Source organism: Psychrobacter sp. H26 (genome assembly GCF_059073035.1).
Genome location: NZ_JCACRW010000001.1, coordinates 911,401 through 932,546 on the forward strand (window position 1 = coordinate 911,401; position 21,146 = coordinate 932,546).

21 protein-coding genes are annotated in these 21,146 nt (G+C 42.2%); 4 read left to right on the forward strand and 17 right to left on the reverse strand.

From position 1 onward, the window contains the following. Nucleotides 1-52: 52 nt before the first annotated feature. Both AC5JPT_RS03755 and AC5JPT_RS03760 read right to left on the reverse strand, forming a co-directional pair. Nucleotides 53-640 (reverse strand): hypothetical protein, encoded by a 588-nt coding sequence (locus AC5JPT_RS03755; protein WP_443527158.1) that lies wholly within the window; start codon nucleotides 638-640, stop codon nucleotides 53-55. Nucleotides 641-879: 239 nt separating this feature from the next. Beyond that, nucleotides 880-1,863 carry a D-Ala-D-Ala carboxypeptidase family metallohydrolase gene (locus tag AC5JPT_RS03760; RefSeq protein ID WP_493857156.1) on the reverse strand — a complete coding sequence of 328 codons (984 nt, stop codon included), beginning with the start codon at nucleotides 1,861-1,863 and terminating at the stop codon, nucleotides 880-882. A 265-nt stretch (nucleotides 1,864-2,128) separates the two neighbouring features. Between AC5JPT_RS03760 and rodA the strand changes: the two genes are divergently transcribed. After that, entirely contained in the window at nucleotides 2,129-3,271 is a 1,143-nt protein-coding gene (rodA, locus tag AC5JPT_RS03765; protein ID WP_493843048.1) for a rod shape-determining protein RodA, read from the forward strand. 895 nt (nucleotides 3,272-4,166) lie between these two features. Further along, entirely contained in the window at nucleotides 4,167-4,781 is a 615-nt protein-coding gene (locus AC5JPT_RS03770) for a septal ring lytic transglycosylase RlpA family protein (RefSeq protein WP_319051564.1), read from the forward strand. Between the two features lie 143 nt (nucleotides 4,782-4,924). On the opposite strand, the gene radA is transcribed toward AC5JPT_RS03770, so the two are convergent. From radA to AC5JPT_RS03825, 11 genes are all read right to left on the reverse strand, one after another. After that, nucleotides 4,925-6,361 carry a DNA repair protein RadA gene (gene radA / locus AC5JPT_RS03775; RefSeq protein ID WP_443527161.1) on the reverse strand — a complete coding sequence of 479 codons (1,437 nt, stop codon included), beginning with the start codon at nucleotides 6,359-6,361 and terminating at the stop codon, nucleotides 4,925-4,927. Nucleotides 6,362-6,627: 266 nt separating this feature from the next. Beyond that, complete coding sequence (gene lptB, locus AC5JPT_RS03780) at nucleotides 6,628-7,407, reverse strand: LPS export ABC transporter ATP-binding protein (protein ID WP_493857157.1); 780 nt, start codon at nucleotides 7,405-7,407, stop codon at nucleotides 6,628-6,630. Nucleotides 7,408-7,501: 94 nt separating this feature from the next. After that, nucleotides 7,502-7,984, reverse strand: a complete 483-nt coding sequence (gene lptA / locus AC5JPT_RS03785; protein WP_319051574.1) for a lipopolysaccharide transport periplasmic protein LptA — start codon at nucleotides 7,982-7,984, stop codon at nucleotides 7,502-7,504. Nucleotides 7,985-8,145: 161 nt separating this feature from the next. Next, a complete protein-coding gene (gene lptC, locus AC5JPT_RS03790) occupies nucleotides 8,146-8,730 on the reverse strand; it encodes an LPS export ABC transporter periplasmic protein LptC (RefSeq protein ID WP_443527163.1) in 585 nt (194 codons plus the stop codon). Continuing rightward, nucleotides 8,727-9,293: a KdsC family phosphatase gene (locus AC5JPT_RS03795; protein ID WP_493857158.1), complete on the reverse strand. Its 567-nt coding sequence runs from the start codon at nucleotides 9,291-9,293 to the stop codon at nucleotides 8,727-8,729. Before AC5JPT_RS03795 ends, lptC begins: the two co-directional genes overlap by 4 nt. A gap of 69 nt (nucleotides 9,294-9,362) precedes the next feature. After that, entirely contained in the window at nucleotides 9,363-10,355 is a 993-nt protein-coding gene (locus tag AC5JPT_RS03800; protein ID WP_493843045.1) for a KpsF/GutQ family sugar-phosphate isomerase, read from the reverse strand. A gap of 223 nt (nucleotides 10,356-10,578) precedes the next feature. Continuing rightward, nucleotides 10,579-11,103: an RNA chaperone Hfq gene (gene hfq / locus AC5JPT_RS03805; RefSeq protein WP_443527165.1), complete on the reverse strand. Its 525-nt coding sequence runs from the start codon at nucleotides 11,101-11,103 to the stop codon at nucleotides 10,579-10,581. 439 nt (nucleotides 11,104-11,542) lie between these two features. Continuing rightward, complete coding sequence (gene miaA / locus AC5JPT_RS03810; protein WP_493857159.1) at nucleotides 11,543-12,715, reverse strand: tRNA (adenosine(37)-N6)-dimethylallyltransferase MiaA; 1,173 nt, start codon at nucleotides 12,713-12,715, stop codon at nucleotides 11,543-11,545. 52 nt (nucleotides 12,716-12,767) lie between these two features. Further along, nucleotides 12,768-14,549, reverse strand: a complete 1,782-nt coding sequence (gene mutL, locus AC5JPT_RS03815) for a DNA mismatch repair endonuclease MutL (RefSeq protein WP_493857160.1) — start codon at nucleotides 14,547-14,549, stop codon at nucleotides 12,768-12,770. 49 nt (nucleotides 14,550-14,598) lie between these two features. Continuing rightward, nucleotides 14,599-15,129 carry a tRNA (adenosine(37)-N6)-threonylcarbamoyltransferase complex ATPase subunit type 1 TsaE gene (tsaE, locus tag AC5JPT_RS03820; protein WP_493857161.1) on the reverse strand — a complete coding sequence of 177 codons (531 nt, stop codon included), beginning with the start codon at nucleotides 15,127-15,129 and terminating at the stop codon, nucleotides 14,599-14,601. After that, nucleotides 15,129-15,734, reverse strand: coding sequence for a 6-pyruvoyl trahydropterin synthase family protein (locus AC5JPT_RS03825; protein WP_319051554.1), 606 nt, complete (start codon nucleotides 15,732-15,734; stop codon nucleotides 15,129-15,131). The genes tsaE and AC5JPT_RS03825 overlap by 1 nt, the downstream gene beginning before the upstream one ends. Nucleotides 15,735-16,091: 357 nt before the next feature. Here AC5JPT_RS03825 and AC5JPT_RS03830 point away from each other — a divergent pair, with 357 nt between their 5' ends. After that, nucleotides 16,092-16,214: a hypothetical protein gene (locus AC5JPT_RS03830; RefSeq protein ID WP_021815223.1), complete on the forward strand. Its 123-nt coding sequence runs from the start codon at nucleotides 16,092-16,094 to the stop codon at nucleotides 16,212-16,214. Between the two features lie 74 nt (nucleotides 16,215-16,288). Here the strand turns inward: AC5JPT_RS03830 and AC5JPT_RS03835 are convergent, their stop codons facing one another. Together AC5JPT_RS03835 and AC5JPT_RS03840 are read right to left on the reverse strand one after the other, a co-directional pair. Further along, nucleotides 16,289-16,621: a YnfA family protein gene (locus tag AC5JPT_RS03835; RefSeq protein ID WP_493857162.1), complete on the reverse strand. Its 333-nt coding sequence runs from the start codon at nucleotides 16,619-16,621 to the stop codon at nucleotides 16,289-16,291. Nucleotides 16,622-16,627: 6 nt separating this feature from the next. Next, complete coding sequence (locus AC5JPT_RS03840) at nucleotides 16,628-17,440, reverse strand: PhzF family phenazine biosynthesis protein (protein ID WP_493857163.1); 813 nt, start codon at nucleotides 17,438-17,440, stop codon at nucleotides 16,628-16,630. A 350-nt stretch (nucleotides 17,441-17,790) separates the two neighbouring features. Here AC5JPT_RS03840 and htpX point away from each other — a divergent pair, with 350 nt between their 5' ends. Continuing rightward, on the forward strand, nucleotides 17,791-18,705 hold the full coding sequence (gene htpX, locus AC5JPT_RS03845; RefSeq protein ID WP_493857164.1) for a protease HtpX: 915 nt from the start codon (nucleotides 17,791-17,793) through the stop codon (nucleotides 18,703-18,705). Nucleotides 18,706-18,822: 117 nt separating this feature from the next. Here the strand turns inward: htpX and AC5JPT_RS03850 are convergent, their stop codons facing one another. Then, nucleotides 18,823-19,617 (reverse strand): hypothetical protein, encoded by a 795-nt coding sequence (locus tag AC5JPT_RS03850; protein WP_493857165.1) that lies wholly within the window; start codon nucleotides 19,615-19,617, stop codon nucleotides 18,823-18,825. A 233-nt stretch (nucleotides 19,618-19,850) separates the two neighbouring features. Next, nucleotides 19,851-21,125 carry a saccharopine dehydrogenase family protein gene (locus AC5JPT_RS03855; RefSeq protein WP_493857166.1) on the reverse strand — a complete coding sequence of 425 codons (1,275 nt, stop codon included), beginning with the start codon at nucleotides 21,123-21,125 and terminating at the stop codon, nucleotides 19,851-19,853. Nucleotides 21,126-21,146: the final 21 nt, after the last annotated feature.

Sequence of the window (21,146 nt, forward strand, 5' to 3'; positions counted from 1 at the left end):
CTGACGTTTCAAGACTCAAAACACTGCGATACAAATCTCATGATAGACGCTACTATAAATACGCGTTATCAGAAATGGTCATTGCAACATCATAACTGAGGTCTTTGGGCTTATGGGTTGCTCCGTTATAGCTCAATCGAATGATATGCTTGTCATAAGACGTTACCTGGTAATCTCCATTAGCAAAGTTATGCAGCGATGGAACTATCAGTAATGCCTCGATTTGACGACTGTTAGTTGCTACTGAAATACTTTGACCATCTCGCGGGTATAGAAAATAGTCGCAATAGTCGTTTACCATGACTTCTGCAAGGCGCTCAATGACCTGACTGCCATGCCCTTCTTCTATTAGCTTCGGACAGACATCAGAGCGTTTTGATGCCAAACGTGCATAAGAGTTTTTAATACCGTCTTCAATATTTTTAGAGTTTTTTTCAATATTATTACGGCTGATTGTATTCTTATCTGTGACCGATGAGCGGCTGTCAGAATGCGTTTGTGGGCTGCAGGCACTAACAAGTAATGCGGATAAAAATGCCGTACCTACTAACGCGCCATACATATATCTTGAACGAAAAAAGCCTTGGTTCTTATTATTTGACTGACTGTACTGTTTAAGTGTCGCGCGCTGCTTTGTCATAAACCCTGCTTGTGATAACGTAATCTTCTTCCTTGAAGAGCGACAAGGATACAAAGATAGGTAAGAAAAGTACTATCATTAAAGCATAAACCATAAATACCAAACAAATTTTCAGTGAACTTATGCGTCTAGCTTATCGTTCTATATCTACTTTTATCCTAGAACTTATCAGCGCTATATTATAACGTCTCTATCTACTTTTACCATGTAAATCTAGGTTTTTATCTGCTAATTATTTGCTAGTAACGGCAAGAAGAGTTGCTACTTGCATGGTTGAAGCCCCATTTACGATAACCATCTGTGTCGAGATGGATGGCACCTGTAGAATACAACCCTAGACCGAAGTTATAGGCTTGACCTTGATATTGCCAAAATTGACATAATCCATCTTGCATAGTACTAAGACGCCATAGATTATCTTCATACTCTGGCACCCAAACATCTATCGCACTAGCATTCATATGTTTACTACCATCTGCACCGCCTGCACAGTCATTGAGACCAGGACTGCGGTATACCGAACGTATCTCAGTGCTCGGTGGCAATATCCCTTGGTTTTTTAATTCGCTATATAGATGTAGTGTCGGTACGATATTCGACCACAGCTCTTGCGGTGGCAATTGATAGGGCTCATAACCGCATTTCTGCCAGCTACGCGCTGTGGTCAGTAACTGAGACAATGGCGGTACATTTCGCGCCCCTACGCGCGAGCTCAGATAGCTTTGGTACTCTGCCACCTGCCTAGCACGGTAACTGTTACTATTGAGCCATGCATTGAAATCCATGCTGGTAAAGTCGTTATAAGCGCTATTATAAGTATTGCTTGCTGTGCTATAGCTATTATTACTGTAGGTTGTATTGTAGATGGGCTGGCGGCGGTTGATACTGACGCGTTTGCTTTCTTCGATAGATATGCTGGCATCAATATTGAAATCACGCTGCTTTTGTGCAATCAAGCTTTGCATACTATCGCCACCTGATGAGTTTCCCCCATTCGACTTAGTCTCATTCAACATAGTCACGCCGGGACGCTGGTTGGCAACATTATTAGAGTGCGTGATATAGGCATTACTACTGTCACTATTACTCTGACGCACTACGATACGGCGCTCACTATTATCACTTATAATAGCGGCATGTACATTGACACTGCTTGCAAAGACAATTAGTGCCATAATAGACTGGCTAAACTGCCTACGGTTATGGTTGTTTGATTTTATCATTGCAGGAATCTACCGCTAAAAACGTTTTATCGATACTATCAAATTTTCAGCAAGCAGGCTAAACTATCGCCTCTAATCTGAGGCATGCTATTCGTAATTAACACTTATCCTCATAATCTTTATAATTATGTGACTTTATTGCCTAGATGTTAAAAATCGACTCACTGTTTTTTCTATAGTTTCTACTAAAATAGATAAACCACAGTCTTATCAGACATTTTAGACGACGTCTCCCTCTTACCTAATTGCTAGTCAAACTCTGCCTATGTCTTCTAATCCTCAATACCGTTTTTCACGTCAAAGCCATCACCTAGGTCAGGGTCATGCACCGACGCTGTGGCAGCGTATTCATATCGATCCGTGGCTGACCTTGTTATTGCTAACGGTTTGTTGTATTGGCTTGACGATTTTGTATAGCGCGGCCAGTCAGGATGTGGGTATGGTCATACGCCAGATGGTGAGTTACGGTGTGGCTTTCATAGTCATGTTTATTATGGCTCAGATACCGCCCAGTCTCTATCGTACCTTCACGCCTGTATTTTATGTACTAGGACTTATACTATTGGTGCTAGTAGATGTCATCGGTGAGGTGCGTATGGGTGCCCAGCGATGGATCAGAATACCTGGATTTGGCAGTGTGCAACCCTCAGAATTCATGAAACTTGGTATGCCTATGATGTGTGCTTGGTTTTTATCAAAACGTGATCTGCCACCCTCAGCATCCAGTATTGCCATTACCTTGGCGCTCATTATCGTTCCTGTACTATTGATCGCAAAAGAACCGGACCTTGGAACATCACTATTGGTAGCAGCAAGCGGTATCTTTGTGCTGTTCTTAGCGGGGCTGTCTTGGCGCCTTATTTCTGCTGCGGTTGTTTTGGCGATACCCTTTATTGCGTTTGCATGGAATTTTTTATTGCATGATTATCAGCGTACGCGAGTATTGACCCTACTCAATCCTGAGGCTGACGTACAAGGCGCCGGATGGAATATCATTCAGTCAAAGACCGCTATTGGTTCAGGTGGTCTTACGGGAAAAGGCTACTTAGAAGGCACACAGTCACATTTGCATTTTTTACCAGAGGGACATACTGACTTTATTATCGCTGCCTTCTCTGAAGAGTTCGGTCTGATGGGCGTCATGCTACTCATGTTTATTTACTCTTGCCTACTAACACGCGCCCTTTATATTGCGCTAACTCACCCTGACGTCTACAGCAGGCTATTAGCAGGTGCTATCGCCATGTCTTTTTTCGTATACATATTCGTCAATGTCGGTATGGTTGGCGGTATTTTACCTGTCGTTGGTGTCCCTCTACCTTTTATTAGTTATGGTGGTACTGCTATTGTGACTTTGATGGCAGGATTTGGTTTGCTCATGTCCATTCATACGCACAAGTCTGGCTAACCAGTGGTAGCTATCAATTTAATACTTTATAAATCAATATCTTATATGGTATAAACCAGCACTCAACCCTTGAAATATCCATACAGGCATACCATATAACCATTTATATTCTGTACATTCCATCTCTGTACTCTACTACAAAAAGTCCTAGTATATTGATAGCTTCACGGTCGTTAATATTTTGTTACTTTTAATAAATAGGACATAATTTGTGCTCAGAATACTCTATATTCGACTCCGTATGCTATATAAGCTGTTGTTATTTAATTACTTATGAGATAGGTTAGCAAGCAGGTATTTTTCCAACATTATTTGATTATAAACCAAGGCTAAAATATTTTATTCCTTGTTTTTTATAAAAAATTGCGTTAACCTCATTTACTGTACTTCGATACATAACCAGTACATAGCTACTAACAAACTTTGCATTTAATTATATTTTAGTTGTAGCTCGGCCGTATAGTTGTCATCTTGTCGATTTGAGGCTTTCAAATACACTACTTAATTAACGGTTTAACAACAAAGCATCACGTAATCATATTTAAACCCTTCATTAATTTAGCGCTTTTAGAAAGTTGGTATATCAGACATTTTGTAGATACGACGTATAGTGATATTTACTTTTAGAGCTAGACATAAGTATTTAATAAATATCACTAACTATCATTTGAGCATGACCTAGGTAACATCGATAATTTTTACCGTTACTTATGATCATAAAATGAAAATTACCATACATAAAAACCTATAAGGGTCTTATCATTAATCGTCAGTGAGCTGACACATTAATACGAAGACTTCAGAAAATGAGTTACGGTCAGCATGATTTGACATCATCATTTTCGATCTAAAAAATTTAGAGCTAGGTTTTAATGTATAAGCTATAGAGGTATTTATGAATAAGCGTTTATCTGGTTTACTTACTATGTCAGCAGTTTTATTCGCTGGATCTGCAGTTGCTACAAATGTAAATGCTGTAGAAGCTAAAACCTCCCTTGCAATGATTACGCAAGATAACGCCTCCCATATCGATCGTGTACTTGGTGAGCTTAGCCGTCAACATGATGGTGCATCAAGTCTGGTCAAATCAGCACGTCAGCCTACCTCATTAGCGCTTAGCAGCTCTCTATTGGCTAGCGATACGACCCAAGTTACCAATGACGAAGACGTATTAGAACGTCTGACAGCAGTCGCTTCTAATTCAGTGAGCAAGTTCAAGCAAACAGGCCTAGCTTCTTGGTATGGTCGTAAGTTTCATGGTCGCAAAACAGCCAGTGGTGAAACCTTCGATATGAATGCGCTAACAGCAGCGCATCGCTCACTGCCATTGAACTGTTATGTCAAGGTTACTAACAAAACCAATGGCAAAAGCGTTGTCGTAAAAGTTAATGATCGTGGTCCATTCCATGGCAACCGTGTATTAGACTTATCTTACGGTGCTGCCAAAAAACTCGGTATTACGAGTAAAGGTGTGGGCAATGTCGCGATTGAGCGCGTTTCAGGACCTTAGTTTCGAGCCAATGATCTAGCTACCTAGCTGAATCAGCCCTATACAAATTAGACAGATAAAAGCGCCTAGTTCATCATGAGCTGGGCGCTTTTTTGTGATGGGTTATCATCGTGTATAAAGCCAATTATTCTTCTTAATATTGGCTATAATTCAAACGCGCTTTCGATAGCATCGTCAAGACGCTCAACCGCAATCACATTGATTCCTTTGAACTGCGGCGCACCTTTAGCAGGCGCATTGGCTTTTGGAATAATCGCATGCTTGAATCCATGTTTCATCGCTTCTTTCAAACGTTCCTGACCATTAGGTACTGGGCGGATTTCACCAGAGAGACCCACTTCACCAAACACTGCTAATGACGAGGGTAACGGTTTTTCTTTAATACTTGAGGCGCATGCTAATAGCACCGCTAAGTCAGACCCTGTCTCTATAACTTTGACACCGCCCACAACATTGACATAGACATCTTGTCCACTAGTATGAATCCCGCCATGACGATGCATAACCGCTAATAGCATCGACAAACGCTGAAAGTCTAATCCTAATGCCATCCGTCTAGGTGAGCCTTGAGAGTCATCAACCAATGCCTGTACTTCTACTAGTAAAGGCCTTGTACCTTCACGGCTAACCATGACCACAGATCCGGCAACAGGCTTATCATAACGGCTTAAAAATATAGCTGATGGATTGGCAACTTCTTTTAACCCCATATCAGTCATACCAAAAATCCCTAGCTCATTTACAGCGCCAAAGCGGTTTTTGACCGCTCGAATCATTCGAAAGCGTGAGTCAGACTGACCTTCAAAGTACAGTACCGTATCAACCATATGCTCAAGCACACGTGGACCTGCTAACGTACCTTCTTTAGTTACGTGACCGACTAAAAATAGCGCGGTGCCTGTTTGTTTTGCGTAGCGTGTCAAGATAGCAGCAGACTCTCTAATCTGGCTAACACCGCCTGGTGCTGAGTTGATGGCATCGGTATAGATAGTCTGAATAGAGTCAATGATAGCGATGGCTGGCTGCTCTTGAGTCAAAGCGGCACAAATGGTTTCCACGTTGGTCTCTGCCAATACGCGAAGCCTATCAGCAGGTAGGTCTAGGCGCTTAGCGCGCATAGCCACCTGTGCAAGTGACTCCTCACCTGTGACGTATAGTGCACTCCCTGCTAGTGATTCAGCACGCGCCATATTGGTTGCTGTTTGCAACAATATAGTTGACTTACCAATACCAGGATCGCCACCGATCAGCACAACAGAACCAGCTACTAACCCGCCGCCAAGCACTCGATCAAACTCACTGATACCTGTTGGCAAGCGCGTATCTAACGTGACGCTTACTGCATTAAGCGGCATGACTGCGCTATGAGTACCTGAGTAGTTACCAGCTGCTGCACCCGTATTACGAGGTGTGGCTCGACTCGGCGTAGACTTAGCACTACTCTTATTATGATGCGGCATGCTGACATTTGGGGCTTCAACCAAACTATTCCATTCGCCGCAATCTGTACACTGCCCTGCCCATTTGCCAAAATGCGCACCGCACTCCTGACAGACATAACTACTTTTATTTTTTGCCATAAATAATAAGCCTTATTCAGGTGGTTAATCGAGAATAATCAATGAAGTAACGAGATGTTTTTATAAGCGTTAAAGAGATAAAATACGCAGCCATTGACGTTATCGGCTGTGTTTTATAGGTGAGGTAATGTTCAACGTATAAGTATTATGGTTGCTATTATAGCTATAGGAGAGGTGTTCGCTGCTGGCCTTGTGGGTCAATTCACAATACTAAAGCCAACAGTCTGTATAAATATAAGTATGAGAAAAAATATTAGGTTTTTAGACTATACTTGGAAGTCTTTACCTAAGTAGACAGATTTTACCAAATCATTATCCAATACCTCAGATGATGTTCCTTCAGCGATGATCGCACCCTCCGAAACGATATAAGCTTTTTCACAGATGGCCAATGTATCACGAACATTATGGTCAGTGATCAAAACACCGATACCACGGTTTTTCAGTGTTAAGATAACGTCTTTGATATCACCGACAGAAATAGGGTCTACACCTGCAAACGGCTCATCCAATAAGATAAACTTAGGATCAGCTGCCAGTGCACGAGCAATCTCACAGCGGCGACGCTCACCGCCTGATACGCTCATCCCCAGCGATGTACGTACATGTTCTAAATGGAACTCACCAATCAGTTTTTCAAGCTCCTGCTGCTGCTCAGCTTTACTTAACGCTGTACGAGTTTGCAGGATGGCTAATATGTTGTCTTCGATAGAGAGCTTGCGAAATATCGATGCTTCTTGAGGCAAATATCCAATGCCAGCACGAGCACGCTCATGCATAGCATATTTGGATAAGTCCATTTTCCCTAGAGTGACGCGGCCCTTATCCATATTGACCAATCCGACTACCATATAAAAACTGGTGGTTTTACCTGCCCCATTGGGACCTAATAGCCCGACAACTTGGCCCTGCTCAACAGAAAACGAGACGTCTTTAACGACCCAGCGCTTACCATAACGTTTGCCTAAGTTTTGCATCGTCAATCGAGCGACAGGTGCCGTACTGGTATTTAATGCTGAAGGGTTTGTATTTTTATTATCGCTCATAGCTCACTCTTACTTTCACAAAATTCAAGCACTGCCAAAGCCAAAGCCTTGTTTAGCTGCTTATATTTTAATCTTACGACTATATTGGCGTAGACTAGCGTACACCGCTTTGGCTAGTATTGTTGTTAGGCGGGAACACGAGCTCTACTCGTTGATTACCACCAGCAGTTGCTTCCACATCACCAGCTTTTAAGCTATAACGAATTACATTACCAGCAAAACTTGCCCCATTCTGTACCAGCTTAGCATTTCCCGTTAGCGTGATGATGCCGGATACTGCATTGTAATCAATCTTATTGGCTTGACCTTTAGCCAGTCCTTTTTCTTGCGTGACCACTTGCTGCATAGTGGCTGGACGACCTGTTGCTACCGCTGAGTTGATACTACGTTGCTGAGAGAGATTGACAGTGATGTTATCAGCAGTCATCTTAAATGTACCCTGAGTAATGATGACATTACCTGAATAACTGGTGACACCAGTACGCTCGCTATAAGTAGCCTTATCCGCTAGCAATTTTATTTGTTGATTGGCATCTGATGGCAATGCATGACTATATAACGGTAGCGCTAATAGCATAACTACTGGCACGGTACGTAAGTTGTGTAAGCAGCGTGATGATGCACGTAAAGCAGGCAAAAATTTAGATTTCATATAATGGCTCATTTCATAATTCGTGATAGAAATTGCAAACGTCATGCTAGCTGCTATTTTCACATAATGGATAAAAAGGTTATGGGTTAAAACAATGCTTTATCTTGACGATCAGCTGGCATAAAAGCGACCGCGACTTGACCAAATTCATACTCACCTGTTTCAAGATTGGCTGTCATACTAGACGCTTCAAAGCGGTTCATGCCTTGTTCGATTTGGACGGGTTCTTCACTGTAGACTTGACCTGACTTTGTATTGCCTTTTAGCGTAGTCCCTGTCACTTTTATCGGCTCGATATCGGATGCGTCTTTATTCCCTTCGCTCACCAATGTAAAACCACCTGACAGGCTCAACTCCCCTGTCTGTTGACTGATAGCAGCAGTGCCCGCTTGAATACGATAACGCTGTTCTGTTGATGGCTCCCAATTCATCGTGATACCTGACATCTCATCTTGATCGGTTTCAGGATTATGAGTTAAAGACTCAGCAGTAAGCTCATACTCAGTTTCGCCTTCATCATTCGTTTGGACTGCTTTGATGTCAGTGGCTTCATAATCGACATCTGTCGTTTCAATATTGACTGGCGGCGTTACATCGCCCTGCTGCTGAAAAAACCAACCAGCAATGCCTGCAATGATTAATGCTAGTACAATTAAAACACGTGTATTCACGACTGTTTATCCTGAGTTTGAGCTTCATCAAGCGTATAGCTCGCGACAAAGTCTTGATAATGTCCATGTCCTTTTAAGATAAGGTCACATATCTCACGTACTGCGCCAGTACCACCCGCTCTAGTGGTTACCATATCGCTACGCTTGATAACTTCTGCATGCGCGTTTGGCACTGTTGCAGCAAATCCCACCGTCTGCATCGCTTTGATATCTGGTAAATCATCACCCATATAAGCACAGTCGTCAGCAGTAATGTTAAGTTCAGGATCTAGAGACGATAGCAACTCGTTCAACGCAATGAGCTTGTCATCACGTCCTTGTACCACATGGTTAACACCCATCTCTGCAGCTCGTTTATTTACCATCGCACTACTACGACCAGTAATAATAGCGGTCAAAATACCATAACGCGCGAGAGACTTAACACCTACGCCATCATGCACCGAAAATGCTTTGGTCTCGATACCATTAGCATCATAGATGATTTGACCGTTGGATAAAATCCCATCGACATCCATAACCAATAGCTTTACTTGTCCAGCTTTTTTTATTAAGTCTTGCATTGTTTTTCTCATCCTGACGGCTGTGTTACTGAGTATTTTATCTTATCGCATCATCAACGATCGATAATATTATTTAACACCAGCTTGTAATAAATCATGTACGGTAATAATTGCTTCTAGATGGTCTTCATCATCGATAATCAGTAATTGACTGATACCGTTTTCATTCATGACGCTCAAAGCATCCGATGCACGCATGCTCTTGTTAGCACGGCGTGGATTGCTCACCATCACTTTATGCATAGGTGTTTGTAGATCAATGCCTTTTTCTAAGCCGCGGCGTAAATCACCATCAGTGAATACGCCAACAACTTTATCACTATCATCAGTCACTACTGTCATGCCTAAGCGTCCAGCAGACATTGTAAATAGCGCTTGCTGTAATGGTGCTTGCTGATCGATTAGCGGTAGGTCTTCTGATTTGGTATGCATCAAGTCTGCGACACGCGTTAATAACTGACGACCCAAGGCACCAGCTGGATGAGATAGTGCAAAGTCCTCAGACGTGAAATTTCGCGCATGTACCAAAGCCACCGCTAGAGCATCGCCAAGTGCTAAGGTAGCGGTCGTGCTCGACGTAGGTGCAAGATTAAGTGGGCAAGCTTCTTGTGACTGACCCAGCGTCAGCACAATATCAGCGGCGCGTGGTAGCATACCGCGCTTATCACGACTGATGCTGATTAGGGGTATATTAAGGTGTTTGACCACTGGCAAAAGCATTTTGATCTCATCAGACTCACCAGAGTTTGAAATAGCAAGCAGCACATCACCTTTTACGAGCATACCCAAATCGCCATGTCCAGCTTCACCAGGATGCATGAAAAAAGAAGGCGTACCAGTCGATGCAAAAGTCGCTGCTATTTTACGTCCAATCAATCCTGACTTACCCATGCCAGTGACTACAACGCGACCCTGACAAGCCAAAATAATATCGCATGCTTGCGCAAACCTATCATCGATCTGCTCTGTCAGTAACGCCAATGCGGATATCTCGGTATTGATCGCTTCGATAGCAGTAGTAATGAATTGCTCATGGGTCAAATTATTTTTAGTATCACTCATGAATCTGCTCTATTTTTATAGTGAATCAATATAGTATTTTACTATACTCTGTTTCATATTAATAATGGTCTACAAGATTTATAATACTGTCACAGTCTAATAGACTTCCTAACAGCCATGAACCTGTTTATATAAAAAAAACCCACTATCGTAGCAGGTCTTCAATGGATACATCATAGCTTGATAGTGTATTTTATGCAGCACACTAAGATCATATAACTATTTAGCTGTTGCTGTCATTTGATCCATCATCTGGCTTGTTTTCAAAGCCTGTATTGTCTGTTGATGCATCAAAGCCGCGATCCTGACCAAAGCCGCCGCGCTCAAAACCGCGTTCCTGACCTTGACCAAAGCTACCACGTTCAAATCCACGTTCTTGACCTTGGCTAAAACCACCGCGGTTGAACCCACTACGGTTAGAGGCAAAACCGCGTTCGTCAAACCCACCAGCAGAATTGCTACCACGTTCAAACCCACCGCCTTGATAGCCAGCTGGTGCCGCGCTTTGAGGTTGTGTAGTAGAGCCTGTCGTCGTACTGCTACGTGGATTGCGTGCAGGTACAACTGTTGAGATCGCGTGTTTGTATACCATTTGGCTGACAGTGTTTTTTAGAAGTACAACATACTGATCGAATGATTCAATTTGACCTTGCAGCTTAATGCCATTGACCAAAAAAATAGAGACAGGAATGCGATCTTTGCGCAGTGAGTTCAAGAATGGATCTTGTAAAGTTTGTCCTTTTGACATGAAATCTCTCCTAAATATTATATAGTTATGTTTTGGATGCCAATTATTCTAAGTGTCAATTTAATTATAATGGCTAAAAGGTAGATACAATGGTATTTTTTCTTTGTAAAACGTATCTAAATCAATATTGGTTGCTCTTAAGTGATTCCACTTTATCGCGAATACATTGTTATTGTAAATAAGTAAGTAACTACTTGTTTCATTAATTATTTTTATCTACAAAAGTCAATTATTACTGGTTTGTGGCGTAGAAATTCGGCATAGAAACATCGTCTCTTGCTTCATTTTCAGCCAATTTAAAGTATAACAGCTATCTATGCGAGTTTTTGAAACTAATTGTGATTACTTTCTTATACATACGCGGTATTCGTTATAGCGGCAACTTGTATATATGATGACGCCTACACAACAAATTAATGTTCAAAAAGTTTATATATAGTTATTTGTATAGATAATCTCTCGCTTGCGCCATTGTGGCAAATGTTTGTAATACCATATTACTACCAACAGGTTCGGTAGTGGGGTCAAAATCTACCACGTTATCTAACGAAGCGCTAGGCAACTGCATGACTTTTCGTAACCATGTGTACTGACGCTTGGCCAGCTGCCTCGTAGCATATAATGCCTTATTTTGCATTTCCTGACAAGCAAGTGCCTCAGCCTCGTGACTTGTTGGCATTGACTGAGCAGTTGATTGCATCATGCCATATTGCGATTTGTTTTCTCTGGTTAGACTATCATTCACTTCAAAAGCGTCATAAAACTGAGCTTTATCTAAGTGCGGTTTATCAAATATCTCATGATCAATGCGAACCAAATACTCTAATACTTGTCGATAGCCGACGCAGCGCATCGACGGCATGTTAGGTGTCAACGAATATTTCTCAAGTAAGCCAATAACCTCAGTTACTAGCCCATCATTCCACATAATATCTAGACGTTGTTCAATACGTGCGTGCAGCCATGGACGGTCAGGCATAACCGATAACGCATACCACTGCTGAGCTGGATTATGTGCCAGCGCTTGTTTTGGTTGACGCTGCCACTCACTTATCGGCTTATGTGTCTGCAAATAGACTTCAATCGCGCGGGTAATACGCTGGGTGTCAGTAGCGTTCAAACGCTCATAACTTATCGGGTCGATGTTACCCAGATAGTCATACAGTGCCGAAATCCCCTCTTGCTGGCGCCATTGTTCGACGCGCGCACGTACACTATCATCACTATCAGGCACTGGAGATAACCCATCGAGTAATGCCATGTAATACATCATTGTACCACCTACCAACAGCGGTATCTTTTTGCGCTCATGACACTCATCAATAAGGCATGCCACATCAGTAACGAATTCAGCAACGCTGTAGCTTTGTGTAGGGTCAATGATGTCAACTAAATGATGAGGATAGCGTGCCAGCTCAGCCGCTGTTGGCTTGGCCGTACCAATGTTCATGTCACGATATATGAGTGCTGAGTCTACCGAAATCAGCTCATAACGCCCCGTATCGTATAGCTCATATGCCAATGCTGTTTTGCCGCTAGCGGTTGGTGCCATTAGACACACTACACTGTTATCCGGCAAGTTTTGAGATACGTTATCAGACGAGGAATGCATGGCGTTGCCTTTAGTCAAGTGAGGGTGGCAAAAGTGAAGCTCAGTTTAACAGCTATGATTTTGAAGATAACATCAACGCTACTAGACGGCTGCTGTCTATGACTTTGAGCGAACTATTTTTTAGTATCTCAGTGAGATCGGTCTCAAATATTATAGAGTCCTGTGCAGACATTTGAGAGTTGATCTCACTGAGTTGTTGATTGATATCGCTAGCACTGTTTGGCATTTGATTTTGATTAAATGCTTTGCTATCGAATAATTGCGATTCAAATAATTGATTCACCTTGGACTGCCAGTCTTTGACACTTACTAATAGACATTGACCTTGGTTGTAAAATAGCAACCAAGGCAATGTATTGTCATCTATGTTCGAGTTAATAGACGTAGCGGTTACCACGTTACCCAAACCAGTCACGATATCTAAGCAAACTGGTAATGAAAATGCGCGCAGTTTCATTTCAGCAGAATAATGTGGAGCGTCACTATTATTTTGATCTGTTGAATCACTAATGTGAGAATGTGTTGATTTTTGAGAGGATGTTTCTATTGGGTTTGATCTTGTTGGATCTGACTGATAGGACTGCCTAACAGACTGTACTTGCGGGCGACGTCTGTGAGTATCTGTAGGCTGCGTACTCGATGTGAACATTTCAGACGAGCGACCTGTAAGTGAGCCACCCATCAAAGCATTACCATCTGGTAGCTCTGAGCAAACCTCTTCAGCAGTATCAACCATCGGCGTAGATGTGGTCTTGACCGTCTCAATCGTTTTCAACTGAGTGCGGATCGTATGGCTCAAATGCGCCATGATGTTGTTAAGTGGGCTTATTTTGATACGCTGTTTCGATGGATGAACATTGATATTTAACCACTGGGTTGGTAATTCAAAATAAAGCGCGTAACCCACACCTGCCAGCTGGGCACTCTGAGCCAGTTGACGCATCTGGTTACTAATCAAGGCCTCTTTTACCAATCTCCCATTCACATAGATCAGCTTCGGTAAGGCCGTTTGCTCATGATGCATCGGCCACAGCCAACCGCTAATCGAGACTTGGCTTGTCACCATATTATCGTACGCTATGGGCTGTTGTATAAGGCTCGATAAATCTATCGATATGTTGAGTGCATCATCCGTCAGCGCCATACCAGTGGCTTGCTCTAGACGCGATAGTGGCAAACGTTTATTGTCACTACTACTGTGGGTGCTTGCAGAGAGCGATAGCCGTTTTTTATTATCATGACATAGTGTTAAGGCAACATCAGCTCGTGCTAGTGCAACTTCGCGAACAATCGTCTCGATATGACCAAACTCAGTCGCAATAGATTTCAGGTTACCACGGCGTGCAGGCACATTAAAGTATAGATCTTTTACTACAATGGTTGTACCACGATTATGCACGATTGGCATCAGTTTTGGCGTATCATCCAGCACACCAGCGACCTGTAATTGACGACCAATGCCACTATCATCATGGCTGCTCGTCAAACTTAAACGAGAGACAGCAGCCATCGCTGCTAACGCTTCGCCGCGGAAACCCAGCGTCGTGATACCGTGCAAGTTGGCAACATCAGCGACTTTGCTGGTAGCATGACGCGTGATAGCCATGACCATATCGTCAGGATATATACCTGTACCATTATCTACCACTTCTATCGTACCCATACCACCTTGTGTGATGCGCACGTCAATATTGGTGGCACCTGCATCAATGGCATTCTCAAGCAGCTCTTTGACTACTGCGGCTGGACGCGTCACGACCTCACCTGCTGCTAGTTGGTTAATGAGCAGCGGTGATAGTTTTTTGATACGGGTATAGGAGTAGCTATCTGGCATTATTGACTGTCATGTGTTGGAAAGTTTCGAGCGTATTGGCAAGCATTGCTTAGATTTTCAAGTTTGTTAAGTCTATACCTTGTGCTTGTCCTGTGTTCGATAATCGCAGTATCACTTGGCGGGCATCATTATCGGTATCATCGCTTTCGTCTTGAGTCATATCGATATATAAAGCTGGCAATGGTAGATAGCCATCAGCACGGCTTGCCCATTCGATAATAACGAGCGCTTCAGGCTCATCTAGATATTCATCAAACCCAATAAAAGAAAGCTCTTCTGGGTCTTGAAGACGATATAGGTCTGCATGATACACAGGCTTGGTTGTACCGTTATTTTGCTCAACACTATAAGGCTCAACCAACGTGTAGGTGGGACTTTTTACCGCACCGGTATGACCAAGCGCCTGTAACCAATAGCGAGTTAAGGTGGTTTTGCCAGCGCCCAAGTCCCCTGCCAGCCATACACCACCCGCTAGTGGCAATGCTGCTAATTGCTTAGCCAATGACTGGGTATCTTGCTCAGAGTTCAGTATCAGCGTTCGCACAGTGCAACTATTTTTGATTGATTGGTCGTTATGCATTAGTCTGAACCTGCCTGTACTTGCATCGTCACCGTTGGATTAGTAAAGCTTTCACCGCGAATCAGCTTGGCATACAGATCAGAGTCAGTCCATTCAGTACGAACTTGCTCACTAAATTCAAAGTCCTCTAAGACCAGCTTACCCATTTGCTCGTTTGTCACATCGTCAGCGAAACACTGCGCGTACCCTGTCGCCGTCTCATGAGCAATCACTGAATAAACACTAACATCTGCTTCGCCATTTTGCATTTGCGTCTGGCGCAGTATTTCTTGCGCCCAGAAAAATATCACACGTGAGAACTGTTCTGCCGATGGAGATACTGGCAGACTTATCCAGCGCGCGCTGAATTTTTTACACGCTGCAACATACTCAGGATCGTCTTTGTTCCAAAAACAAATCGCATGGTCAAAGCTGTCGATAATGTCTTTGATCGAAGATTTTAGCAGCCCAAAGTCATAAACCATTTGCCCGTGATCTAAACGATTAGCCTCTAAAATCAGCTCAATCTGATAGCTGTGACCATGAATTGAGTGCTTGCAACGCTCAGAGCTACAGTTGCGAACGATATGAGCATTTTCAAATTTAAACAGTTTACGTATACGCATAATAGGGTGACCAAAACAGTGAGCACAATGGTGCTAAATGTTAATAAATAAGAGTTTGCCGCGTTTATGCATCGGCTTTTAGCCATTATAGCAAATCGCTATGTATCCGTAAGTAAGCACTTATAAATACCATGATTGATTGAACAAATTAGCTGTAATATGATTTAGCTAACACAATGATTTTGCTAAAGAAAGTAAAAGGAATAAATCGTAGGCGAATTGTGCGAGTGCTATCTATTACTAATACTTAAGCCTATACTCGATTTAGTAAGCGACTATGTTAGTCGTCACCATACTTACCTTAAGTCAGCTCAATTAGCTTAGCGGGTTGTATGCGTTATCTACAAAGGAATTACCATGAGTAAAGGTCAAGACAGTAAAAAGAATGTCAAAAAGAAGCCGCTTCTGACAGCAAAAGAAAAGAAAGCGGCGAAACAAGCGAAGAAAGACGACAATGGTAGTATTTTAGGCAAACATTAATATTTCTCGTATCAATATGCCGATCTGACCTAATGGTTTGATTGGTATTTTTTTGAATTGGTCACTCGTTTTCGTTAGGCATTACGCGGCGCAAACATAATAATCGCCATGCCAAGTAGCGCGACCACAGCACCTATTATGTCCCATGAAGTCGGACGAATACCATCGACAGCCCATAACCATAGTATTGCCATAAAAATATATACACCGCCATAGGCTGCATAAACCCTACCTGCAGCGGTCGGATGTAATGACAGCAGCCAAACAAATGCGACTAAACTCAGCGCGCCAGGTATTAGCAGCCAGATTGACTTACCTTCTCGCAGCCACAGATAAGGCAAATAACACCCTGCAATCTCAGCCAATGCGGTCAGCGCAAACAGCCCAACGGTTTTTAGTTCTGTCAAAGCTACCTACTCCTCAACGGTGATAAATCCAGTAAGATAAGGTACGGCATTGCCAGAAATGAGTACTCTATCCCCTACCACAGTACAGTCAAGCGCGCCGCCTCGGCTAGATGCTTGATAGGCAATCAATTCGCTTTTGCCCAAACGCTCTGCCCACAAAGGTGCAAGCCCAGTATGAGCCGAACCAGTCACTGGGTCTTCGTCACCGCCATTTGCTGGCCAAAAGTATCTAGAGACAAAATCATAATCATGATACTTTTGTGAGGTTGCCTCACAAGTTACCACCACATCATAAGGTGCTAGCTGCTTCAATTTGTCATTATCACGCACAACATTCAATACGTCGGATTCAGAGTCATAGATAACAAAATACGCTTGAGTATTGCGATAGACTTCAGTAGGCACAATAGAAAGCCCTGCCAATAAGCTATCAGGAATCTCATCAATTTTTTCAGGCATTGTATTGGGAAAATCCATTTGTATCTTGCCTGATTCTGTTTGGACAATGGTAAGTATACCAACTGCTTTGGCTGAAAATTGAATAACCTTTACGTTCGGATTTTTCTTAAACAGCACGTAAGCAGAAGCTAAGGTCGCATGACCACAGAAGTCAATTTCAGTCAGTGGTGAAAACCAACGAATATGATAGACACCGTTATCATCAGTAACGATAAAAGCGGTCTCAGACAAATTATTTTCGGACGCAATAGACTGCATCAAAGTATCATCTAACCATTCATCTATCACAATAACCGCAGCGGAATTACCTTTGAACAAAGTATTAGTAAAGGCGTCAATAATATTTATTTTTAGTTGCATAGGATGTTCTCATTTTTATTATTTTTTAGAGATTAATCTTGGTCATCATTATCTTCGGATAAATCAAAATAAGAAATAGTTGACCAAAACTTAATACTTAGATCGATAGGCAACACTTTCGGTGACGTTGTACTGTAGCTAACCAGTATTGGTAACGAGCTAATATACCTAGCTCGCTAACTGTCTCGAAAAACCTCGCTATAGTTGGGACAACATAATTATTTTAGCACTTTGACAATATTGAAATAGTATGACAGATAAAACCACAGTAAACTCTATCGTAGCAAACAAACCTTTTAGATAACTATCTACCGAGGTCATACAGATAATACATATAGGAAGTCAGCCTCATGATGCGCATTGGATTGTTCTTGTTAACCAACTTGGCCGTGATCGTAGTTTTTAGCATTGTGTTTGGGATACTGTCCAGGTTTTTTGGGATTGGCGGTGTATACACGGCAGGTGGGCTAAACTATGTCAGTCTTGCTGTTATGTGCGGTATCTACGGTATGGTTGGCTCGATGGTGTCACTCTTTATATCAAAGTGGATGGCTAAAAAATCTACGGGTACAGTAGTCATAGAATCGCCACGCACCGCTACTGAACAGTGGCTAGTCGATACAGTAGCAAAACAAGCGCAAGCCGTAAATATCGGTATGCCTGAGGTTGGTATTTTTAATAATTCGCAGCCAAACGCGTTTGCAACTGGCTGGAATAAGAATAAAGCACTAGTAGCAGTGTCGTCTGGTCTACTACAAAATATGAATAAAGATGAAGTCGAGGCCGTATTGGCGCATGAGATTGGCCATGTGGCTAATGGCGATATGGTAACCCTTGCGCTCATTCAAGGCGTGGTCAATGCGTTTGTGATGTTCTTTGCGCGCATTATCGGTAGCTTCGTGGATCGTACTGTTTTTAAAAACACCAGTGATCGCCCCGGTATCGGTTACTTTATCACCAGTATTGTGATGGATATTTTGCTTGGATTTTTGGCGTCTGCCATCGTGATGTGGTTCTCACGCTTACGTGAATTCCGTGCAGATCAAATGGGCGCAAAGCTTGCTAGCCGCGAAAAAATGATTAGTGCGCTTGATGCACTGCGTCCTTCTGCACAGCGAGCAGATCAAATGCCTGAGAGTATGAAAGCGTTTGCGATCTCATCAGGACAAACGCAAGGCTTTAGTATTGCCAATCTATTCCGCTCACATCCAACGCTAGATGACCGTATTGCGGCGTTGAGAGAATATAATCCTAGTCAAGACTAACTTGGGTTACTGTTTTATGATGTACTCTGAGTATAATTTATAGTTCAATTTAATGGTATATAAGTTATGCTTACTATAACGTTTATCTAGTGCATAAATGTACCCTACTCTTTGAACCTATTTCTTTCTCCACTCACGCGTTCCACTAATATTAGACATTACATCATTAAAATCAAAATTGGGATCTATATTGGGTGAGCGTTCACCTGATTTTTGATCATAAATATAGCTAACACAATCACATCTATCATCTATTTCACCACAATCAATACATTCAGAGTCAAAGAAATCAATCATTCTATCAACAGCATCGTATGGTTCATATTCATAGAGAAAATTACCATAACCAAAACTACCATGTATTCTACCATTAATAAAATCATCTACGTCGTTATGCGTTTTTATATTACAATCGAAAATTTTCGCAATAGGTCTCATAACTACTCGGCAATAATCAAAGCTATATAGTTGAGACTTAAAAAATACCTTTCCATCATGAGCAGATAAGTTATGGAAATTCAAATCACCATACATTTTTATTAAATCAGCATACCTTTTTTGTTCTAATTCAACATGCTTGAACGAGTTGTTAACAGCATCTAACAATTTGAACTTATTATTTATATGAGAACATCCGTCTACATGATATTTTTCATCAAATTTAGATATGAAATCCTTTCTTTGGATGACACTTGAATGGTCTGATGATTTAGTAACTTTTTTGGCAATAAAAACCATGTAGTCTATCGCATGAGATAATATCGTATTAAAAGAAAAAGCGTGGTGAAGTAAGACTTGGTTTTGACTCAATAACGCAAAGAATTCTTCAGATGCTGGAATCAGCACGTCATTTATATAAGAAAGAAGATATCTAGCATCACTTTCTTCTGATACTCCTCTATAAACTTCCATTTTTTCCCTTAAATATTAGCCTTAGGTTGCTCCCAAAGCGCCGAGAAAGTATATATAGTTGTGAATTTATTAACTCGCTTGTAAGCGTGCAAATCAAAACTTACTTAATATATATCTAACCACAACAGATAGTAGCAAGAACGCAATGTCACCGCTAGCCCTCTTTATTCGTATAACCAGACACAAAAAAGCCTATCTATAGAAGACAGGCTTTTCTAAATAACATTTGCTAATTAGATATCAAACTCTAGCGCTCTATCACCTTCGCTATCTTTGATACGCGTTGGTAGACCAATCTTGTTGAGTAGATTAATAAATGGCTTGGCATCTAACTCTTCGACGTTGACCATCTTGCCTGCATCCCATTCGCCAGTTGCAACTAGCATGGCTGCCGCAACAGGGGGTACGCCTGCGGTATATGAGATACCTTGGCTACCCACTTCGTTGTAAGCATCTTTATGATCTGAGACGTTATAAATGAACACTTCAGTCTCAACGCCATTGATTTTGCCTTTAACCTTGTCACCAATACAAGTGTTACCTGTATAGTTTGGCGCCAGCGAGCTTGGATCTGGTAGTACGGCTTTTACAACTTTTAACGGTACTACTTCTTGACCTTCAGCCGTCATTACTGGCTGCTCAGACAGTAGTCCTAGGCTCTGTAGCACGGTGAATACGTTGATATAGTGCTCACCAAAACCCATCCAGAAACGGATGTTTGGTACATCTAAATTAGCTGACAATGAATGCACTTCATCATGACCACTCAGATAACTGTTCTGCACGCCTACAACTGGCAAATCATCCGTACGTTTAACTTCAAACATCTTGTTAGACTGCCATTTGCTGTCTTGCCAAGAGTAAACGGTACCTGTGAACTCACGGAAGTTGATCTCTGGATCAAAGTTAGTCGCAAAGTATTTGCCATGGCTACCCGCATTGATATCGATGATATCAATATCAGTCACTGAACCTGCATCCATCATGTCGTAGCCAAGACGCGCATAAGCGTTGACCATACCAGGATCAAACCCTGCACCTAAAATAGCAGTGATATTGTTGTCTGCACAGCGCTGTTTGCGTTGCCACTCGTAGTTATTGTACCACGGCGGTGTCTCACAAATCTTACGTGGATCTTCATGAATCGCCGTATCTATATATGCCGTGCCTGTTTCGATACAAGCTTCTAGAACGGTCATATTGATAAATGCCGAGCCAACATTGATGAGTATTTGTATTTTTGTGTCTTGTATCAGCTGCACAAGTGCTTGGCTGTCCATCGCATCGACCTGATGCGTATGCAAGACTGCAGCTTGTTTAAAGCTGTCTTTTTCTTTTACGCTCTGCGCGATGGCATCGCATTTGTCTTTGGTACGTGAGGCGATATGGATCTCGCCGAGTACATCATTGTGCATCGCACATTTATGCGCGACCACTTGAGCGACACCGCCTGCTCCGATGATGAGTACGTCTTTTTTGTTAGATGTGGCTTGTTGGTTTGTGTTCAATGAACAATCCTCCTTTGTGTC

Coding starts and splice junctions, on each gene's coding strand:
- AC5JPT_RS03755 (WP_443527158.1), bottom strand. CDS start 640: ATGACAAAGCAGCGCGCGACACTTAAACAGTACAGTCAGTCAAATAAT.
- AC5JPT_RS03760 (WP_493857156.1), bottom strand. CDS start 1,863: ATGATAAAATCAAACAACCATAACCGTAGGCAGTTTAGCCAGTCTATT.
- rodA (WP_493843048.1), top strand. CDS start 2,129: ATGTCTTCTAATCCTCAATACCGTTTTTCACGTCAAAGCCATCACCTA.
- AC5JPT_RS03770 (WP_319051564.1), top strand. CDS start 4,167: ATGAATAAGCGTTTATCTGGTTTACTTACTATGTCAGCAGTTTTATTC.
- radA (WP_443527161.1), bottom strand. CDS start 6,361: ATGGCAAAAAATAAAAGTAGTTATGTCTGTCAGGAGTGCGGTGCGCAT.
- lptB (WP_493857157.1), bottom strand. CDS start 7,407: ATGAGCGATAATAAAAATACAAACCCTTCAGCATTAAATACCAGTACG.
- lptA (WP_319051574.1), bottom strand. CDS start 7,984: ATGCTATTAGCGCTACCGTTATATAGTCATGCATTGCCATCAGATGCC.
- AC5JPT_RS03795 (WP_493857158.1), bottom strand. CDS start 9,293: ATGCAAGACTTAATAAAAAAAGCTGGACAAGTAAAGCTATTGGTTATG.
- AC5JPT_RS03800 (WP_493843045.1), bottom strand. CDS start 10,355: ATGAGTGATACTAAAAATAATTTGACCCATGAGCAATTCATTACTACT.
- hfq (WP_443527165.1), bottom strand. CDS start 11,103: ATGTCAAAAGGACAAACTTTACAAGATCCATTCTTGAACTCACTGCGC.
- miaA (WP_493857159.1), bottom strand. CDS start 12,715: ATGCATTCCTCGTCTGATAACGTATCTCAAAACTTGCCGGATAACAGT.
- mutL (WP_493857160.1), bottom strand. CDS start 14,549: ATGCCAGATAGCTACTCCTATACCCGTATCAAAAAACTATCACCGCTG.
- tsaE (WP_493857161.1), bottom strand. CDS start 15,129: ATGCATAACGACCAATCAATCAAAAATAGTTGCACTGTGCGAACGCTG.
- AC5JPT_RS03825 (WP_319051554.1), bottom strand. CDS start 15,734: ATGCGTATACGTAAACTGTTTAAATTTGAAAATGCTCATATCGTTCGC.
- AC5JPT_RS03830 (WP_021815223.1), top strand. CDS start 16,092: ATGAGTAAAGGTCAAGACAGTAAAAAGAATGTCAAAAAGAAGCCGCTT.
- AC5JPT_RS03840 (WP_493857163.1), bottom strand. CDS start 17,440: ATGCAACTAAAAATAAATATTATTGACGCCTTTACTAATACTTTGTTC.
- htpX (WP_493857164.1), top strand. CDS start 17,791: ATGATGCGCATTGGATTGTTCTTGTTAACCAACTTGGCCGTGATCGTA.
- AC5JPT_RS03850 (WP_493857165.1), bottom strand. CDS start 19,617: ATGGAAGTTTATAGAGGAGTATCAGAAGAAAGTGATGCTAGATATCTT.